At 31.0% G+C, this 19,218-nt stretch carries 13 protein-coding genes, 1 riboswitch and 1 other annotated feature; of the genes, 10 read left to right on the top strand and 3 right to left on the bottom strand.

The genetic code is table 11. The features are described from left to right. Nucleotides 1-8: 8 nt before the first annotated feature. Nucleotides 9-112: riboswitch (TPP riboswitch) on the bottom strand. Between the two features lie 61 nt (nt 113-173). Both JOC70_RS10420 and JOC70_RS10415 read right to left on the bottom strand, forming a co-directional pair. Beyond that, on the bottom strand, nt 174-350 hold the full coding sequence (locus tag JOC70_RS10420) for a hypothetical protein (protein ID WP_204598825.1): 177 nt from the start codon (nt 348-350) through the stop codon (nt 174-176). A gap of 45 nt (nt 351-395) precedes the next feature. Then, complete coding sequence (locus JOC70_RS10415; protein WP_204598824.1) at nt 396-1,394, bottom strand: DUF3048 domain-containing protein; 999 nt, start codon at nt 1,392-1,394, stop codon at nt 396-398. A 314-nt stretch (nt 1,395-1,708) separates the two neighbouring features. Between JOC70_RS10415 and nrdD the strand changes: the two genes are divergently transcribed. The 3 genes from nrdD (at nt 1,709) to JOC70_RS10400 (ending at nt 4,765) form a co-directional block, all read left to right on the top strand. After that, on the top strand, nt 1,709-3,829 hold the full coding sequence (gene nrdD, locus JOC70_RS10410; protein WP_204598823.1) for an anaerobic ribonucleoside-triphosphate reductase: 2,121 nt from the start codon (nt 1,709-1,711) through the stop codon (nt 3,827-3,829). Beyond that, a complete protein-coding gene (nrdG, locus tag JOC70_RS10405) occupies nt 3,829-4,338 on the top strand; it encodes an anaerobic ribonucleoside-triphosphate reductase activating protein (RefSeq protein ID WP_204598822.1) in 510 nt (169 codons plus the stop codon). The genes nrdD and nrdG overlap by 1 nt, the downstream gene beginning before the upstream one ends. Nucleotides 4,339-4,399: 61 nt before the next feature. Next, nucleotides 4,400-4,765 carry an ArsR/SmtB family transcription factor gene (locus tag JOC70_RS10400; RefSeq protein WP_204598821.1) on the top strand — a complete coding sequence of 122 codons (366 nt, stop codon included), beginning with the start codon at nt 4,400-4,402 and terminating at the stop codon, nt 4,763-4,765. Between the two features lie 29 nt (nt 4,766-4,794). Here JOC70_RS10400 and JOC70_RS10395 read toward each other — a convergent pair whose 3' ends face one another. Beyond that, nucleotides 4,795-5,436 carry an MBL fold metallo-hydrolase gene (locus tag JOC70_RS10395; protein ID WP_204598820.1) on the bottom strand — a complete coding sequence of 214 codons (642 nt, stop codon included), beginning with the start codon at nt 5,434-5,436 and terminating at the stop codon, nt 4,795-4,797. Nucleotides 5,437-5,744: 308 nt separating this feature from the next. Here JOC70_RS10395 and murI point away from each other — a divergent pair, with 308 nt between their 5' ends. The 7 genes from murI (at nt 5,745) to JOC70_RS10360 (ending at nt 19,187) form a co-directional block, all read left to right on the top strand. Then, the gene (gene murI / locus JOC70_RS10390; protein ID WP_204598819.1) at nt 5,745-6,548 is read left to right on the top strand and encodes a glutamate racemase; all 804 of its coding nucleotides are present in this window, start codon (nt 5,745-5,747) and stop codon (nt 6,546-6,548) included. A gap of 136 nt (nt 6,549-6,684) precedes the next feature. Continuing rightward, nucleotides 6,685-7,017, top strand: a complete 333-nt coding sequence (locus JOC70_RS10385) for a DUF3870 domain-containing protein (protein WP_204598818.1) — start codon at nt 6,685-6,687, stop codon at nt 7,015-7,017. Nucleotides 7,018-7,044: 27 nt separating this feature from the next. After that, a complete protein-coding gene (locus JOC70_RS10380) occupies nt 7,045-8,388 on the top strand; it encodes a Na+/H+ antiporter NhaC family protein (RefSeq protein WP_204598817.1) in 1,344 nt (447 codons plus the stop codon). A gap of 138 nt (nt 8,389-8,526) precedes the next feature. Next, nucleotides 8,527-10,296, top strand: coding sequence for an N-acetylmuramoyl-L-alanine amidase (locus JOC70_RS10375; RefSeq protein WP_204598816.1), 1,770 nt, complete (start codon nt 8,527-8,529; stop codon nt 10,294-10,296). A gap of 71 nt (nt 10,297-10,367) precedes the next feature. After that, nucleotides 10,368-10,584: a binding site (T-box leader), on the top strand. Nucleotides 10,585-10,667: 83 nt separating this feature from the next. Continuing rightward, on the top strand, nt 10,668-13,778 hold the full coding sequence (gene ileS / locus JOC70_RS10370) for an isoleucine--tRNA ligase (RefSeq protein WP_204598815.1): 3,111 nt from the start codon (nt 10,668-10,670) through the stop codon (nt 13,776-13,778). 73 nt (nt 13,779-13,851) lie between these two features. Next, a complete protein-coding gene (locus JOC70_RS10365) occupies nt 13,852-14,850 on the top strand; it encodes a LacI family DNA-binding transcriptional regulator (protein WP_204598814.1) in 999 nt (332 codons plus the stop codon). A 248-nt stretch (nt 14,851-15,098) separates the two neighbouring features. Continuing rightward, nucleotides 15,099-19,187 (top strand): AAA domain-containing protein, encoded by a 4,089-nt coding sequence (locus JOC70_RS10360; protein WP_204598813.1) that lies wholly within the window; start codon nt 15,099-15,101, stop codon nt 19,185-19,187. Nucleotides 19,188-19,218: the final 31 nt, after the last annotated feature.

Here is a 19,218-nt window from a genome sequence, read left to right as displayed (position 1 = left end):
ACCTTATAAAGCGATCAAGACTGCTTCCCTACGCTGGTATTATCCAGATCAGGTGATGAGAGTTAATGACTAAATCATTTCTCAGCCGAGTTCGGCACCTCTAGCACGGTTTATTAATTTTACATAACTTATTATATAGTATTATATATGTATTTTCAAGAATGGTGTATTTATTAAAAGAAGTCTACAAGTTTATCATTTCCAGGATGAAGGGGACTAGGATCTACATTTACCATATCTCCGAGCTGTATATGCTCAGATAATGTAAGTCTGTTAATTTCCATAGTAGTACCATCTTCTAAAGCAACTAGAGCATCTGAGCCTATTAAATCTATTATCCTGCCTTTCATGCGCAATACCTCCTTTTTAGTTAGTATTGCCTATAATTAAGTAAATTATTTTATTTCAATGTTTACTTTTTTATCTAGTATGTGCCACCAGGTATTCCCTATATTTAAAGGAATAGGATTTCCGAGATTATCTATAAGTTCTGTACTAGAATCTAAGCTGGATTGTTTCCACTTTCCTTTAACTACTTTACCGTTGCTTATAACTAGACAATCCCCTTCACCAATTAGTTGTATATCAACATGTAAATTATCACTTTGAAGTGTTATGTCTGTAAGTTGAATAACAATATTTTTTGCTTGAATAGGAGTATTATTGTCGCTGTCTATAGAGGGGGAACCGTCCATATATTTGACATATAAGCTATCTTTAAATATATAAGAAGTATTATAATATTTATTTACTTTTATAGTAACTGAATTAGAGCTATCAAGATTTGAATTTTCCCAATAGGATTTATCAAAATTATAAGTCGATGTAGGTTTGGATATAAGATTTTTTTCTGAAATTAAATTTCTCATATTTTCGGTGGATGTATATAAGCTATGTTCATACTTTCTAGACTTATCTCGCCAATAATACTTTTCATATATAAATTCATTTAAGCTTGGCAAATTTTCAGCCTCAATTTGAGTTTTAGCCTCTTCGCTATATCCACAATGTCCAAAAGGTAATTTATGAAGTTTAGATAAATCTAAAAAGTAAGGGCGGGCACTTCGAACTGGGCCAATTTTTTTAGGATTGTTTTTGTGAAATAACGCAATAAATCTTGGAATTCCTCCTTCAGCCATGGTTTCATATACGATATCAGCATCTACAAGGCCAGATTGTGGACGAGCATCCTTAGAATTTTCCACAATAACCATAAAGGGGATATTATTCAAGGTATTTTTAGAGACTTGTTCTCCAGTATAAGGCGATATATATTTTTCTTCCTTTTCAACTATGTTATCTTTTGGTTTATCTTCGATATTTTTAGTACTTTGAGTACAGCTCGATAATAAAAGTATAAGAATTACTGAAATAAGAGATATAAACTTTTTCATAATACTGCCCCCATCATAAAATAAATTTATTTTAGAATAATTTTACATTTTATGGATTTTATAATCAAACTTATAAACCTTATATTTAGGCGTATTTAATGTTAATTATTCACTTTTAAGTGATTTTACTGCAAATAACTCTCTTTTAAAAAATAAGAAACTTATTATTAGAATAACAGTAAAAAATATAAGAAGAAGGGGTTAAACATGGAGATAGCTTTTTATAAACTGATTTTATAAGCTGGTATAAAAACATTTTGCATAGTATAATGGGTTAGTGTTTACGCAATATATAGTAGGGGAGGATTATGTGTATGCTACATGTTGTAAAAAGAGACGGAAGAAAGGTCTCTTTTAATTCGATGAAAATTACAAATGCCATAAAGAGAGCGGCAGAGGAAACTGGATATAAAATAAGAGAAAGTGAGTTTATAGATTTAACTCAAAAGATAATTTCTAGTTTGGAGCAAAGAGAAGTTCAAGAAGTTACTGTAGAAGAAATACAAAACACAGTAGAAAAGGTTTTAGTTGGAAGTGAATATAAAGAAATAGGTTTTGTATATTCAAATTATAGAAGAGAAAGAACAAATATACGTGAAATAAAGTCAGACTTAATGAAGGCCATAGAAAAAATCGGAGTAGAAACCGATAGAGATAATGCCAATGTAGGAAATAATTTCTCGTCCAAGCTTTTAAGAATAGCTAGTGAATCAAATAAGTGGCATAATCTTGCAAGTATGCCTAAACATTTAGCTAAAGCACATGAGAATGGAGATGTGTATTATCATGACCTTGATAGTTACAATTTGACAACAAATTGTTTACATATACCTACTAGAGAAGTTTTAGAGAGAGGGTTTAATACAGGATATGGAACTATAAGACCTCCTAGAAGAATAGAGTCAGCAGCAGAACTTTCATGTATATTATTACAATCTACACAAAATGATATGTTCGGTGGCCAATCTCATCCTAATTTTGATAATGATATGGGAGTATTTGTAGATTATACTAGACAGGAGATAACGAGAGAATTAAAGGAATATGGTATAGATGAAGATAAGATTGATTCTATAGTACATAAGAAGCTTAGGAAAACCATAGAGCAGGCTATGCAGGGTATAGTGTATAACCTGAACACTATGCATTCCCGTGCGGGATCCCAGGTTCCATTTAGTTCAATTAATATAGGAATACCAGAAAATGATGATGCAGCATTAGTATGTGAAATATTCCTTTTAGAGTATGAAAAGGGATTAGGTAATGGAGAACAACCAGTATTTCCAAATATAATATTTAGGGTAAAGGATGGAGTAAATAAAAAGAAGGAAGATCCGTACTATTATCTATTTAAACTAGCATGTAAAGTAGCAAGTAAAAGAATGAATCCAACTTTTATGAATATAGATGCAGACTTTAATCTTGAATACTATAATCAAGGATATATTCCAGCAACTATGGGATGCAGAACTCGAGTTCAGTCAAATATAAATGGAGAAGCAGAGGTAAAGGGAAGAGGGAACATTGCACCAACAACTATAAATTTACCTAGAGTGGGGATACTTGCAAAGGGTGACTTAGATAAGTTCTTTGAACTTTTACAAGGTAGATTAGAATTAGCTAAAGAATCATTAATCCATAGATATGGGATACTTAAGAGATTAAAGGTTAAGGATCTTCCCTTTGTAGCGGGACAGGGACTTATGAAAGGCTCAGAAGGATTACTTCCAGATGATTCTATAGAACCAATATTAAAGCAAGGCACTTGGGGAATAGGGTTTATAGGACTTGCAGAAACATTAATTGCCTTAACTTCACATCACCATGGTGAAAGTGAGCATGCAAGGGAGCTAGGAATAAAGATAATATCATATATAAGAAACTTCACAGATAAAGCTACAGAAGAAACAAAATTGAATTGGAGCGCTTATGCAACTCCAGCAGAAGGCTTAAGTGGAAAGTTCATATTACAAGATAAAAAGATATTTGGAGAAATAAAGGGAGTTACAGATAAAAAGTATTATACAAACAGTTATCATATACCAGTTGGATTTCCAATATCTATAAAGGATAAAATAGATATAGAAGCACCTTATCATGCAATATGCAATGGTGGACATATAACTTATATAGAACTAGATGATTATCCAACAGAAGATGTAATAATGGATATTCTAAATTATGCCTATAATTATACTAATATAAATTATTTAGGGATAAACTTTCATATTAAATATTGTAAAGAATGCGGAACTTATCTAAATAATGAAGAAGATAATTGCCCTAAATGTGGTAGTGAAAATATTCAAGGCATTTCTAGAGTTACAGGATATTTAAGTTTAGATGAAAGATTTGGAGCAGGAAAAGTAGCTGAAAGAAATGACAGGTTATCTCATACTAATCATATTTCATTTTACAATAAGGGTAATTTATAATGAACTATTTGCAAGTAGCGGGATTTTTGGATAATTCACTTGCCAATGGAGAAGGCTTAAGGTCAGTGGTGTTTGTTTCAGGATGTAGTCATAAGTGTAGTGGATGCCATAATGAAATTATGCAAGATTTTGCTTATGGAGATAAAGTTCTAATAGATGAAGTTCTTCAAAGAATTAGAAGTAATATTCCAGTTATTAAAGGAGTTACTTTTTCTGGTGGGGAACCTTTCGAACAAGCAGGAACATTATCACAACTAGCTAGAGATATAAAAAGGTTTGAATTAAATATATGGTGTTATACTGGATTTACCTTTGAGGAAATTATAAATAGTATGTCTGACAATAAACAGTGGCAAGAATTACTATATCAAATAGACGTTTTAGTAGATGGAAGATTTGAAGAAAGTAAAAGGAATAACAAATTAAAATATAAAGGTTCTTCAAATCAGCGAATAATAGATGTTAAAAAATCACTTGAAAAAAGAGAAGTTATATTATTCATTCCTTGAAGTATTAATATAAAACATATATAATACAATATGAACGAATTTCATGTGTAGGGGTGAAAAAATGAAAGACACAAGAGATATAGAAGTTTGTGGATGTTGTGAAATACATAGCGATTGTGTGCAATGTGTAAAAAAGGATATGCTTGATAATAATACATTTTTAGGGCTTGCGGAGTTATTTAAAGTTTTAGGGGATTATACTAGAATAAAAATCATATATGCTCTTTTAAAAAAAGAATTATGCGTTTGTGATATAGCAGAGCTCTTAGATATGAGCCAGTCCTCTATATCTCATCAACTTAGAACATTAAAAGCTGCAAGGCTTGTTAAGTTTAGAAAAGAAGGCAAGGTTGTTTATTATTCTCTTGATGATGAACATATAGACCATATATTAAATGCTTCCTTAGAGCATGTAGAACATAATTAAAAAAGAGCCTGTAAGTATTTACAGGCTTTTTATTTGTAATTTAATATGAAGACTTCATTGGTCATGTCAGAAATGTCTCCAGTTATATTTATAAAGTTGTCATTTGATTTTTTCACATTTTTTATAAATGTTAAAAAGTTTTCTACGCCATCTAGTGGAAAGGAAAGTGCAGGAGTTTTGTAATGCATGGGTATAATTATATGACTTTTTAAGAATTTTGTAAGTTCATAAGCTGCCTTGGCGTCAATAGTGTAATTTCCTCCTACAGGTATCAGAAGAATATCAATATTTCCCAGGGAAATAATATCATCTTTACTTAGAGGGTGCCCTAAATCTCCTAAATGACATATTTTATAACCATCTACAGTAATTACATATATAGTGTTTTCTCCACGCTTACTACCCTTTGTTTCATCGTGAAAAGATGGAAAACCTAAAATAGGAATATCACATAGGTTAAATGCTCCAACTTTGTCTAGTATATGAGCTTTTGATGAATCTAGATTTTTCGTATAATCATGATCAAAATGATGATGGCTTATTGTTACAATATTTACATCTCCATTGAAAGTTTTATATCCTACGCTTTCATCAAATGGGTCGGTAAGAATTTTCCTACCTTTAGAATCTTCAATTAAAAATGAAGAATGACCTAGCCAAGTAATTTTCATGTATAGCACCTCTTTTAAAATTATAGTAGTTATATTATAACTCTATTTATAATTCTTTATTTTATATATTTAAGAAATTTTTAAAAGCGTGTATATGAGAGATATTTTTCTGAAAATAATAAATAAACTTTTAATTGACAAGCTGTTTTCCTATTGTTATAATATTCTCATAAAACGAATTAAATAATTACTGTTCATTATATCGGTATGCAGACGAATATTAAAAAATTTGTATACATAAGTATGATGAAGCCGGTTTTCTTAAATATTAAGAGAACCGGCTTATATTTTTTGAGGAGGATGGTTATATGTTAGCAAAAAATAACCCTATTGGAGTAATGGATTCAGGAGTAGGTGGACTTACTACAGTAAAGGAACTTCAAAAACTAATATCAACGGAAAACTTAATATACTTTGGAGATAATAAAAACGTACCTTATGGAAATAAAACAGAAGAAGAAATAATACACCTTACTAGAGGAGCTATAGAATTTTTAATTAATGAAGGAGCTAAGGTAATAGCCGTAGCATGCAATACAATATCAACTATCATAGATAAGATAGCAGCAGATTACGATGTGAAAATAATAAAGGTTATAGACCCAGTGGTAGATTATATTAAAAATAGTTTAAATGTGGACAAGGTAGGATTAATAGCTACGAATTTTACTGTAAAAAGTGGATATTACGATAGAATGCTAGGAGATATAAAGGTATATGGAAAAGGGTCACCAGAGCTTGCTGCTATGGTTGATAGTGGAAAGATAGATAGGGAAGAGGCTAAAAGAGCTATAAAAATTCATATGGAAGATGTGTTAAAAGCTGGTGGAGATATTAAGCATGTAATACTTGGTTGCACTCATTATCCTATAATAAAGGATATATTTGAAGAATGCTATCCGGAAATAAATTTTATAAATCCTGCCTATGAGCAAGCGGTAGCCGTTATAAATTACTTAAGGGAAAATTCTCTTTTGAAACATGAAGGGAATGGAAGCTTTAAAGTATATACCACAGGAGCATCAGACCCATATAATGTAATAATGAATATGTTAAATATGAAAATGCCTGAAGAAATAATTAAATATGAAAAAGAACTAGCTTTAGTTTAATTTTAAATTCAGACTGTTATTTAAAATAACAGTCTGAATTTTTGTGTAAAAAATTTAATTTTTTAACAATTTCGTAATAAATTATTGTATAATTTTAATAGAGGACTTTGCGTAATAATAAGAGGGGGGAAGTAGCATGAAATATGAAAAGAACACAATATACATCACGGGAATTGCACATTCTAATAGCAGTGACCCAATCACAATACAATATAACATTTTTTTCCTGGGGGTAATAATAAATAAGGACACATCGCAGATAGTGGATATAGCATGTAATGCTATAAGTCCTATTACTGTAGAGTTTATAAAATCTATTATAGTTGAACACAACATAGTAGATGACATTCAAAAAATTATTTGTGAAATACAAGAACGATTTTTTGGAACCTCACAAAAGGCTCTTATTGTAGCCCTTAAGGATGTACATAACAAGTATTTGGTAGAATTAAAAAAACACAAAAAGTAACAATAAAATAAATATAAAGGAGAAAAGATGGGTGGCATTATAGTAACTTTTATAATTTGTTTTGTAATTCTTATAGGTAGTGTGCTTAAAGGGGTATATATAGGATATCCTCTTATAATAAGTCTTATGCTGTTTATATACACTGCAGTAAGAAAAGGGTTTCCTGTAAAAGATGTATTAAAAATGGCGTATAAGGGTGGAAAAAAATCCCTCGTAGTAGTCAAGATATTTTTAATTATAGGTGGGATAACAGGAATTTGGATGGCGAGTGGTACTGTACCATCACTTGTTTTTTATGGGATGAAGTTTTTAAAACCAGAACTTTTCATATTATTTGCATTTTTAATAAGTTCATTTGTATCCTTTCTTATAGGTACATCTCTTGGAACAGTTAGCACTGCAGGTCTAGCTCTAATTGTAGTTGCAAGAGGAGGAGGGGTAAATGAAGTAATTACAGCAGGTGCAATTATTTCCGGAATATATTTTGGTGATAGATGTTCACCTATGTCCTCGAGTGCTAGCTTAGTTGCTACTCTAACGGAAACTGAGCTTTATACTAATATAAAAAACATGTTCAGAACAGCCATAGTTCCATTTGCATTAGCGTCAATATTTTATACACTTTATTCTTATAAATATCCTTTAAATACCATGGGATCCACTATAGCTGACGAAATTGTAAAGGTTTTTAATGTTGGAATTATAGTACTTTTACCAGCAGGTATTATTTTGATACTCTCACTTTGTAGGGTTAATGTCAAGGTATCCATGCTTATAAGTATAATTGTAGCAATATTTATAAGTGTGTTAGTACAACATAACGGTTTTATTAGTTCTCTTAAATATGTACTTTTAGGATATGTTATGGAAAATGACAGCCCTCTTAAAGCTATAATGAAAGGTGGAGGCGTAATATCTATGGTAAAAGCATCTATAGCTGTATTCATATCTTCATCCTTCACGGGAATTTTTGAGGGAACCGAAATGTTAAAGTCTGTAGAGAGCTTAATTAATAAGGCCCAAAATAGGCATCAATTATTTTTAGCAACTGTTGCTACAAGTACAATAACTGCAGCTTTTGGATGCAGTCAAACTTTAGCTGTTATATTAACTCATATGCTAGTAAAAGATGCTTATGAAAAGAAATCTATAAGCAAGTATGATTTAGCTATAGATTTAGAAAACACAGCTATAGTTATTTCAGCTTTTGTACCTTGGAATATAGCATTACTAGTTCCGCTTACTACTCTTAATGTAAGCGTGAGTTCAGAACTCTATGCAAGTTACTTGTATTTCATACCACTAGTAAGTTATGCTTTTTATAAAGTTGGTAGCTTAAAGGTAAATAAAGATATAAATATAACTACCTAATTATAGATTTAGATGAATTTTTAATATATTTTAAATTTTATGTGGAAAACTGAAGTAATCCTAATTATAATATAATTGTAGCTTAAGATAATAAACTTGCTACATATGAATGTTAGTATAAATTTTGGGGGTGGCGAGTTGAGAAGAAACAAAATGATGTTTTTGATAATATCATTTATGATGAGTTTTTTGTTTTTAAGTAACGCTGTTGTATATGCAGCAGAAGACTACATACAATGGAAGACTACGTATAGTATTTCAGATTTAAGTAAGAGCTGGAATATAAAATTTAATTATCCTATAAACGCAAGTTCAGTGAATGAAAGTAACTTTATGATGGTAGATGATTCTGGACAGAATATTGGAATAAGTGCTGTTTTAAATTCTGATAATAGGTCTGTAACAGTGGCTTTAAAATCAGGAGTAAAATATGAAGTTGGGAAAAACTATACTTTGACAATAAGCAAAAATGTGAAAAAAACTTCAGGAGATACGTTAAAACAAGATGTAAAAATGAATTTTACTGTAAAGTCTTCACCATTGAATCCACCAGTAAGTAATAACTTCAAGGTAGTATTAGATGCAGGTCACGGTGGACAAGATGATGGAATAACTGGACTTAACGGATTGAAAGAAAAAGATTTAGCCTTAAGTGTAGCATTAAAGGCTGGAGACATTTTAGAACAAAAAGGCATCGATGTAACTTATACTAGAATAAATGATGATATAAGTTGGGCAGCGGATGATATGAATTCACGTTTTTCACAGCTTAGTACTTCTGGTGCCAGCTATGTAGTAAGTATACATGCCAATTTAGCAGGAAGTATGGATGCTTCTGGGCTTGAAACGTTCTATATGTCTGGAAATAGCAAATCTCAGACGCTAGCAAGCTTATTACAAAGCAACATGATCTCAAAAACAGGTGCTACTAATAGGGGGATTAAGACTGGATCAATGCCAGAGTTCACAGCACTACCCAATATACCTACTGCTAAGGTGTTTTTGGGATTTTTAAGCAATCCAGATGAGGAAGATAAGCTTTCTGATCTATCTACTCAATATAAATATGCAGAAGGAATAGCAAATGCTATAATGCAAGTTAAAGGTTCCCAATCAACTATTACAGATATTGCAGAAAAGGATGTTATAAAGTCAGTAACTGAGGGAGGTACAATTACACTGCCAACTACCGTTACTGCAACAAGAAATGATGGAACTAAAGAACAAGTTGCCGTGAGGTGGGACAAGCCTTCAGTGAATACGAGCACGGCTGGTACATATACCCATATAGGAACTGTAGATGGATATTCAGGAAAGGTTATATGGACTATTTTAGTAACCAAAAGTGGTAAATATACTGTGGTTGTAGACCCGGGACATGGAGGATATGACCCTGGAGCTATAGGACCTACAGGACTTAAGGAAAAAGATGTTGCTTTATCTGTGGGGTTAAAACTTGGGAAGCTGCTAGAAGCTAAAGGAATAAGAGTTGTATATACACGAAGCAGTGATGTTGTATCATGGCCGTCCAATGTTTCTCAGGATTTACAAAAAAGGGTATTAATATCAAATCAGGCTAATGCAAATTATTATGTGTCTATCCATTGTAATTCAGCTACACCTGCTGCTAGTGGAACAGAAACCTACTGGTGGGATGGAGGAAGTACTGCAAGTCAAAGGTTAGCTACATATGTTCAGCAGGAACTTATAAGCAAACTTGGGACTATAGATAGAAAGGTTAAAACTGCAGGATTTTATGTTATTAAGTATACAGATGCTCCTGCAATACTTGCAGAACTTGAATTTATAAGTAATCCTACAGGAGAAAAAAATTTAAGAAGTGAAGAATTTCAGGATAAGTCTGCTCAAGCTTTGGCAAATGGAATATTTAAAGCACTAGGAATGTAGTAAAATCAATTGACAATAAAAATTTAATATACTATAATATAATAAAATTTCACTTAGATTAATATTATTAGTTAAAAGCAGTGAAAAGGAAAAGTATTTAAAGTCTATAGCTTACAGAGAGTGGAGATTGGTGAAAATCCATAGTTTATAGTTTAAAGAAAATCACCTTGGAGTTGAATGCTGAAATTATAGTAAGCTTATCCGTGATCTCGCGTTAAGAGATAGAGCATGAAAGTGCTTGAAATTTATATCCATAGGTGGTATAGCGAGTTTAACTTCGTCCTATTTGGGCGAAGTTTTTTGTTTTTTAGTATATAAATTGTTTATTATACAAAATGAAGGTCAACAATAATAACAGGAGGGATTGCTTAATGTATAAGAAAATTGATAACTCCAAAGGCTTTGTACAAGTGGAACGTGACGTATTAAGTTTTTGGGAAAATGAAAAAATAGTTAATAAAAACTTTGATCTAAATAAAGAAGGGGAATACTTTACTTTTTATGATGGACCGCCAACTGCTAATGGAAAGCCACATGTAGGTCATGTATTAACAAGAGTAATAAAGGATTTAATTCCAAGATACAAGGTAATGAAGGGATATAGAGTTTTAAGAAAAGCAGGATGGGATACTCATGGACTTCCTGTGGAACTTGAAATAGAAAAAAAACTTGGTATTTCTGGGAAACAAGACATAGAAAATTATGGTGTAGAAAAGTTTATAGAACAATGTAAAGAATCTGTATTTACATATTCAACTATGTGGAAAGATATGTCAGAAAAATTAGCCTTCTGGGTTGATATGGATGATCCTTATGTAACATATCATAATAATTATATAGAATCTGTATGGTGGGCATTAAAGCAAATGTGGGAAAAAGAACTTCTTTACAAAGGACATAAGGTTATACCTTATTGCCCAAGATGTGGAACATCCCTTTCATCTCATGAAGTTGCACAAGGATATAAAGATGTAAAAGAAGCCACAGCTATAGCAAAGTTTAAAGTAAAGGGAGAAGAAAATAAATACATATTAGCTTGGACAACTACTCCATGGACTTTACCAAGTAACGTAGCATTAACTATAAACAAGGCTTATGATTATGTAGAAGTATTAAATAATAATGAGCATCTAATACTTGCTAAGGAACTTGTTTCTAAAGTTATAGAAGGAGAATATGAAGTAGTAAGAGAATTTAAAGGTGAAGAATTACTTGGAACAGAATACGAGCAGCTTTTTAAGTTTGTAACTCCAAAGGAAAAGGCATTTTATGTAGTTCATGCGGATTACGTAACATTATCAGATGGTACAGGGGTTGTACATACTGCACCAGCTTATGGTGAAGATGATAATCAAACAGGGAAAAAATATAATCTACCTCTTATAAACCTTGTTGATGGAGAAGGTAAATTTGTAGAAGCTGTCGAGCCTTGGAAGGGTATGTTTGTGAAAAAAGCCGATCCTAAAATTCTTGAAGAACTAAAAGAAAGAGGATTACTTTATAAATCAGAGAAGTTCACTCACTCATATCCACATTGCTGGAGATGTGACACAACTCTTTTATACTATCCAAAGGATAGCTGGTTTGTTAGAATGACATCACTAAGAGATAGGCTTTTAGAAAATAATAACAGAGTAAATTGGTATCCTGATAACGTGAGAACAGGAAGATTTGGAAAGTTCTTAGAGAATGTAATAGATTGGGGTATTTCAAGAGATAGATACTGGGGAACTCCTCTACCAATTTGGGAATGTGAATGTGGACATAGAGAATGTATAGGAAGTGTAGCAGAACTTAAAGAAAAGGGAATAAATGTACCGGAAAATATAGAACTTCATAAACCATACATAGATGAAGTTAAATTAAGATGTCCTCATTGTGAAAAGGAGATGAAGAGAACAGGAGAGGTTATAGATTGTTGGTTTGATTCAGGTTCTATGCCTTTTGCACAGCATCATTATCCTTTTGAAAACAAAGAAATATTTGAAAGTAATTTCCCAGCGCAGTTTATTTCAGAAGCTGTAGACCAGACAAGAGGATGGTTTTATACTTTAATGGCTATATCTACATCCTTATTTGATACAAATCCATTTGAAAATTGTATAGTTCTTGGTCATGTACTTGACAAACATGGACTTAAAATGTCAAAGCATAAAGGAAATGTAGTAGACCCATTTGAAATATTAGATAAGGTTGGAGCAGATGCTTGTAGATGGCATTTTTATACTGCAAGTGCTCCATGGCTTCCAACTAGATTTTCTGTGGAGGACGTAGAAGAAACACAAAGAAAGTTCTTAAGTACTTTATGGAATGTATATTCATTTTATGTGTTATATGCAGAGATAGATCAGTTTAATCCATTACAATATAAGGACTTTGTAAGTGAAAATGTAATGGATAAATGGATAATTTCTAAATTAAACACACTAATAAAAACTGTAGAAAACAACATGGATGGTTATGGAATAACTCAGGCAGCTCTTGCTATTGAAGAGTTTGTAGATGAATTATCTAATTGGTATGTAAGAAGAAATAGATCAAGATTCTGGAGTGAAACCCTAACAAATGATAAGATAGGAGCTTATGTAACTTTATACAAGGTACTTACTACGCTAACGCTAGTAGCAGCTCCATTTGTACCATTTATCACTGAAGAAATATATCAAAACTTAGTACTAGAATTAGATAAGACAGCTAAAGAAAGTGTACATTTATGTCCATGGCCAAAATATGCTGAAGAATTGATAGATAAAGAGCTTGAAGGAGAAATGGAAGAGGCTTATAAAATGGTTAAACTTGGAAGAAGTGCTAGAAATGGGGCTAATATAAAGAATAGACAGCCGCTTTCAAAGATGCTTGTAAGTTCTAAATCGCTTCAAGAATACTATGGAGATATTATAAGAGATGAACTTAATATAAAAGAAGTAATATTTGGAGCAGACCTTTCAAGTTATGTTAACTTTGATATTAAGCCAAACTTACCTGTACTTGGTAAGGCTTATGGGAGATATATTCCTGTAATCAGAAAAGAACTTGGAGCTATGAATCAAATGGAGCTAGCGCAAAAGATTCAAGCTGGAGAAAGCATAGTAATAAAAGCTAACGATATAGAAATAGAGTTAAATCAAGATAATTTACTTGTTACAATGCAGGGATTAGAAGGATTTGCTTTCGCAGGCGAAGGTACTATGGGTGTTGTACTTGACACAACTTTAACAGAAGAATTAAGAGAAGAAGGACATCTAAGAGAAATATTAAGCAAAGTTCAAAATATGAGAAAAGAAAACAATTTTGAAGTAGCTGATAAGATAATTCTCTATGTAGATGGCAATGAAAAGCTTGAAAATGTAGTTAAAAAGTTTGAAGATAATATTAAAAAAGAAACTTTATCTATGGAAATAAAGTATAATGAAAATGTAGAATATGTAGATACTAAGATAAATGGAGAAGACTTCAAACTTCAAGCACAAGTAATAAAGTAATTTAAACATAGCATGTAGATAATATGTCTTATCTACATGCTATTTATATAAAAATATTTTTAGGGGTGATATTATGGCAGCATCTATAAAAGACGTTGCAAAAGAGGCAGGAGTTTCCATTGCAACAGTTTCAAGAGTTTTAAATGACGTAGACGTTGTAAACGATGATACAAAGAAAAAGGTCGTAGATGCAATAAAAAAATTAGGTTATAGACCTAATATAGTGGCGAGAAGTCTAAAAACGCAGAAAACTAGCACTATTGGCATAATAATTCCAGATATATCAAATCAATTTTATCCTGAAATAGTAAGAGGGGCAGAAGATGTAGCTAATATATATGACTACAACATAATTTTGTGTAATACAGACATGGATGTAGAAAAGGAAATGGAATATCTAAAGGTTCTAAGGGAAAAAATGGTAGACGGAGTTCTTTATATGAGTAATTCCCTTGAAAAAAATACAATTGAGCTTATAAATAAATTAGAAATTCCTACAGTATTAGTAGAGACCATAGATAAAGATAATAGTTTCCCAAGTGTAGTAATAGATAATGAACAGGCAGCTTATGATGCAGTGAAATATTTAATAGATAAAGGGAATAATAAGATTGCCTATATTGGTTCGGATGAAGAAAATTTTAACGCGGCGGCACTTAGATATGTTGGATATAAAAGGGCATTAAGAGAAAAAGGTATAAATTTAAATCCTCATCTTGTGCATTTTGGTGGAATGAAACCTAACGACGGATATGAAGGAATATTGGGTATACTAGATAAGGCTGAGGTAGATGCAGTATTCTGTGCTGGAGATGAAATTGCCATGGGTGTTATAAATGCACTAAGAGAAAAGGGAGTAGATGTGCCAAATAATATAGAAGTAGTAGGTTTTGATAACATATATGCATCAGAAATATTTTATCCTAAACTTACAACTGTAGCACAGCCAATGTATGATATGGGGTCTGTAGGAATGAGAATGCTTATAAAAATAATAAACAAGCAGCCTGTAGAGGAAAAACATTATGTTCTACCATATAGGATGATTGAAAGAAACTCTACTAAAAAATAAAATTACAAATAAAACCATGTAGAAAAATCTACATGGTTTTATTTTTTGTGTATTATTTTATGCCTAATAATTAAAATAAGTGTTTAATTATGTATTTGGCCTGTATATTAATGTAAATTCAGAACAAATATTGTATTATAAAAATTTTGAAAAACATTTACATGGGTGTTATAATTTAACATACAAGTAATATACTTATAGTTTATAGCAAGGACAAGCATCTAGTATAAATTATGGGGGTAAAAGTTATGAGTTTAAACACAAGAGAAAAGGTAAGAAGTGTATTTAATTACCTAGGAAATTTAAAAAAATCTCAAGAAAAAAGAGTAAGGCATATAAGGGAGTATGAAAGGGTATTTTTTGAAAAGGAGCTCTTAAGTCATACTGGATGCAAGATAAGTACTGATGAAGGTTGTGTATTAGAAATAAGTAAAATGGATAAAGAGCTATATAGTTATTTCTTTAATTTACATCAGCAAATTGAAAACAAATCGAAGAATTTAGAAATTGTTTTAGGTAAAGGACTTATTACATGGATAAAAGAAAAAGAAACTATAGTTCATACAATGTTTTCCATGCAGTTAGAGCTGGAGTTTAAAGTAGAAAAGGCAATATTCTGTTTGAAAAGTAAGGGTAGTATGGAGATGGATACTCACTTTCTAGAAGGGCTCAATATACATAATTACTCTAAACTTGTAGAAATACAGGAAGAAGTAAGAAATAAAAGTGTTAAAATCAGTGAGTTAGAATACATTAATAACTATTATGAGCCCATTATAAACGTATTATCTGTGGATAATGATAAAGAATTTAAAGTGTGTAATGAAAATGTATTTAAAGAAAATATAGAAGTAACTTCTAATGTAAATATATTAAATAAGAGTGCTATTATAATTAGAGAATATGATTTAAGAATTTGGAATGAGGAAATAAATCACATACTTGAGCAAATAGATAATGGATATGAAATACCCAAAACTATAGAGGCGTTGGTTACAAATGAGAAGATAGAGCATACAGAGGGTGAAAAAGAAGAGTGGAAGGATTTAGAGAAGGACTTATTATTTCCTCTTCCATATAATACAGAGCAAAAAGAAATAGCAACTAGACTATTAAGTAATTTTGGACTAGTGGTTCAAGGGCCTCCAGGCACAGGGAAAAGTCATACTATAGCAAATCTTATATGTCACTTATTAGCTCATGGAAAAAGTGTGTTAGTTACTAGTGAAACAGATAGAGCACTTAAAGTATTAAAGAATATGATTCCTGAGGAAATAAGTTCACTATGTATGAATGTTATAGGTAATGAAAATAATGATATGGATAACCTTGAGAGTGCTGTAAAGAATATTACAGATAATTTATCCATAAATCCAATACAACTTCAGCAGGAGATAGGAGTACTAAGGATTAAATTAAATGAATGTAAGAGAAATCAAGATAATATAATAGATAAACTTAAATATATATGGAAAAATGAAAATACCATTATTCCGTATCATGGAAGAGATTATAGCATAATGGAAATAGCTAGATGGCTTAAAGAAAATGAAGAAGAATATTCTTGGATAGAAGATGATATAAACTCTCATATAAAATCGCCAATTACAGAAAGTGAATTTGAAGAGGTAATAGAATTTTTAAATGAAGTTCCAAATAAAGAAAGAGAAATTATTAGTAAGGTGTTACCTATTTTAGATAAGATGCCAAGGCATGAGGAACTTTACAATGTATTTACTAAGTATGAAGAATTAAAAAGTAATCATGATTATAATAAAAAAGCATTAGAAAAATGGAATATATCTGATAACAAAGGATTTGATTATGAAGGTCTTATTAAGCTATTAGAAGAAGGATATAACAAGCTTAATATATGTGATGAGATAGAATTAGATAGTTTTGTAAGAGACTTTAATAATAGCGCTTTATTAAGAGACTCCGCGATGGACCTTTTATTAAGGTGGAAAAGCTATATAAAAAGAATAAGTGTTATAAGAAAGGAGTTAAGTGAGCATTGTATAACACTTCCAAAGGAGGTTGAGTTATCCCATTTAGAAAAGGATTTTGAAATAGTATTTCATGAATTAGATAAGAAGGGTAAGCTTAGTAAGTGGTTTGTATTAAAAAATAAATCACAGAAATATGTTATTGATAAATGTCTAGTAGATGGTGATCCAATAAATAATATATATCAAGCTACAATATTAAAATTATATTTTGAAAAGGTGCAAATAATTAAAGGTATTACAACGATTTGGAATAGTACATTTAAAGGCTATAAAAATATATGTGGCATTTCTGAAAAGGAAGAAGACTTAATAAAAGCAGAAAGGTATATAGATAAAATAGAAAATTTATGTCAGTGGACTAATAATATAAAGCCAAATATAATAAAAAAAATTGGAGCAATTGTTGTTCCAAGTGATATTGATTTAAACAATAGAGAAGATTTATTAAATATAAAAGAATGTTGTAAGTCAATCAAAGAATTATATGAGTTACAGGAGATTGAAATTTTTTTAGATAGTATTATAAGAATTATGAATAATTCTGGTTTCAGCATTCTATGTGAAGCTCTAGAAAAAAGAGATGTTTTAAAACTTCAAGAAAGTTTTAAAGAGGTGAATAGGTTAAGAATTATAAGAAATAAGTTAAATGGGATAAATGAAATATTATATAAGATAAAGGGAGTATGTCCTAGGTTATATATAAAATTAACTACAGAAGAATCATTAAATATGAAGAGCTGGAATAATGCATGGAAGTGGAAAGAATGGGATGGCCTTCTTAAGGGAGTATGGAAGCAAAATGAGGAATGGTTAGAAGGAAGATTGCAAGAGGAAAAACAAAAAGAAAAGATACTAATTAGGCAGCTTGTTTATAAGGAAACTTGGTTTAGACAGATATGTAGTATAACGGAAGAAGGAAAGAGAAGCCTTTTTTCATGGCTTCAGGCAGTAAAAAGGATTGGAAAAGGAACAGGCAAGTTCGTAAATGATTATATACAAATTGCACAAAAGGAAATGGAGAACTGTAAGGAAGCTATACCTGTATGGATTATGCCTTTAAATAGGCTTTTAGAAAATGTAAAGCTCTCAGATAAACAATTTGATGTTATTATTTGTGATGAGAGTAGTCAGAGTAATATTTATACCTTATGTGCTCTTATGAGGGCGAAGAAGGCCATAATAGTTGGAGATGATAAGCAAATAAGCCCGGAAGTTGTGGGAATATCACATGGTGAGGTGCAAAAGTATATAAGAGCGTATCTGAGAAATATACCTAATAAGGAATGGTTTGATTTAAGTACAAGTTTATATGATACTGCACTCAGAGTGTTTCCTGATAGAGTAGTATTAAGAGAACACTTTAGATCAGTACCAGAAATAATACAATTTAGTAATAAGCTTTGTTATAATGATGAGATAACAACATTAAGGTTTGCCCATAGAAATGAAAAATTTGACCCGCCTGTATGTGCAGTTAAGGTAAGTGGAATTAGAGAAAAAAATAGGCCTCTTAATATAATAGAGGCAGAAGCCATAGTAGATAGGATATGTAAAATATGTAATGATAAAATATATAATGGAATGTCCATAGGAGTAATATCTCTACTTGGAGATGTGCAAACAGAATTTATTCAAGCTCTCTTAAGAGACAAAATTGGTGAGGAAGAAATTCTTAAAAGAAAAATAGTATGTGGTGATGCTTACTCTTTTCAAGGAGACGAAAGAGATATAATGTTTCTCTCTATGGTAGTGTCTAATAATGTAAAGTATACTGTACTTAATCGTGAATCGGATGTAAGGCGATTTAATGTAGCTACAAGTAGGGCTAGAAATCAAATGTGGGTGTTTCATTCCATAGATTTAGAAGATTTGAATAAGGAATGTGTAAGATATAAGCTTTTAGATTACTGCCAAAATTATGATAAGTATAGGAGGGAAGAAAAGGTCATAGATAGTATATTCTATTCTACATTACAAAAGGACATATATGAAATATTGAAGAGTAAGGGATTTAACCCCTTATCGAATATAGCATTAGGAAACTATACTATAGACTTAGTACTAGAAAATGGACAGAATAAGGTAGCTATATTATGTCAAGATGAAAAGAGCGAGTATACTAGTAACTACCACGAATTTTATAATATGCAGCTGAAACTAACGGAATGTGGATGGAATGTTATAAAAGTAAGGGGAAGTAAGTTCTATAGATATCCAGATAAGATGATACCTGCATTATTAAAGAGGCTACAAGGTTTTACAATGATAAAAAGCTCTTTAGAAGATACGAAAAAATATATAAAACACGACAGCCTTAGAGTTGTGTAATAGATTTTATAGAATTTTTACAGAAACATAA

It is taken from the genome of Clostridium pascui, from assembly GCF_016908015.1.
Taxonomy (GTDB): Bacteria; Bacillota; Clostridia; order Clostridiales; family Clostridiaceae; genus Clostridium_AK; species Clostridium_AK pascui.
The sequence above is the reverse complement of the archived record's forward strand: the minus strand, read 5'-3'. Positions and strand labels throughout refer to the sequence as shown.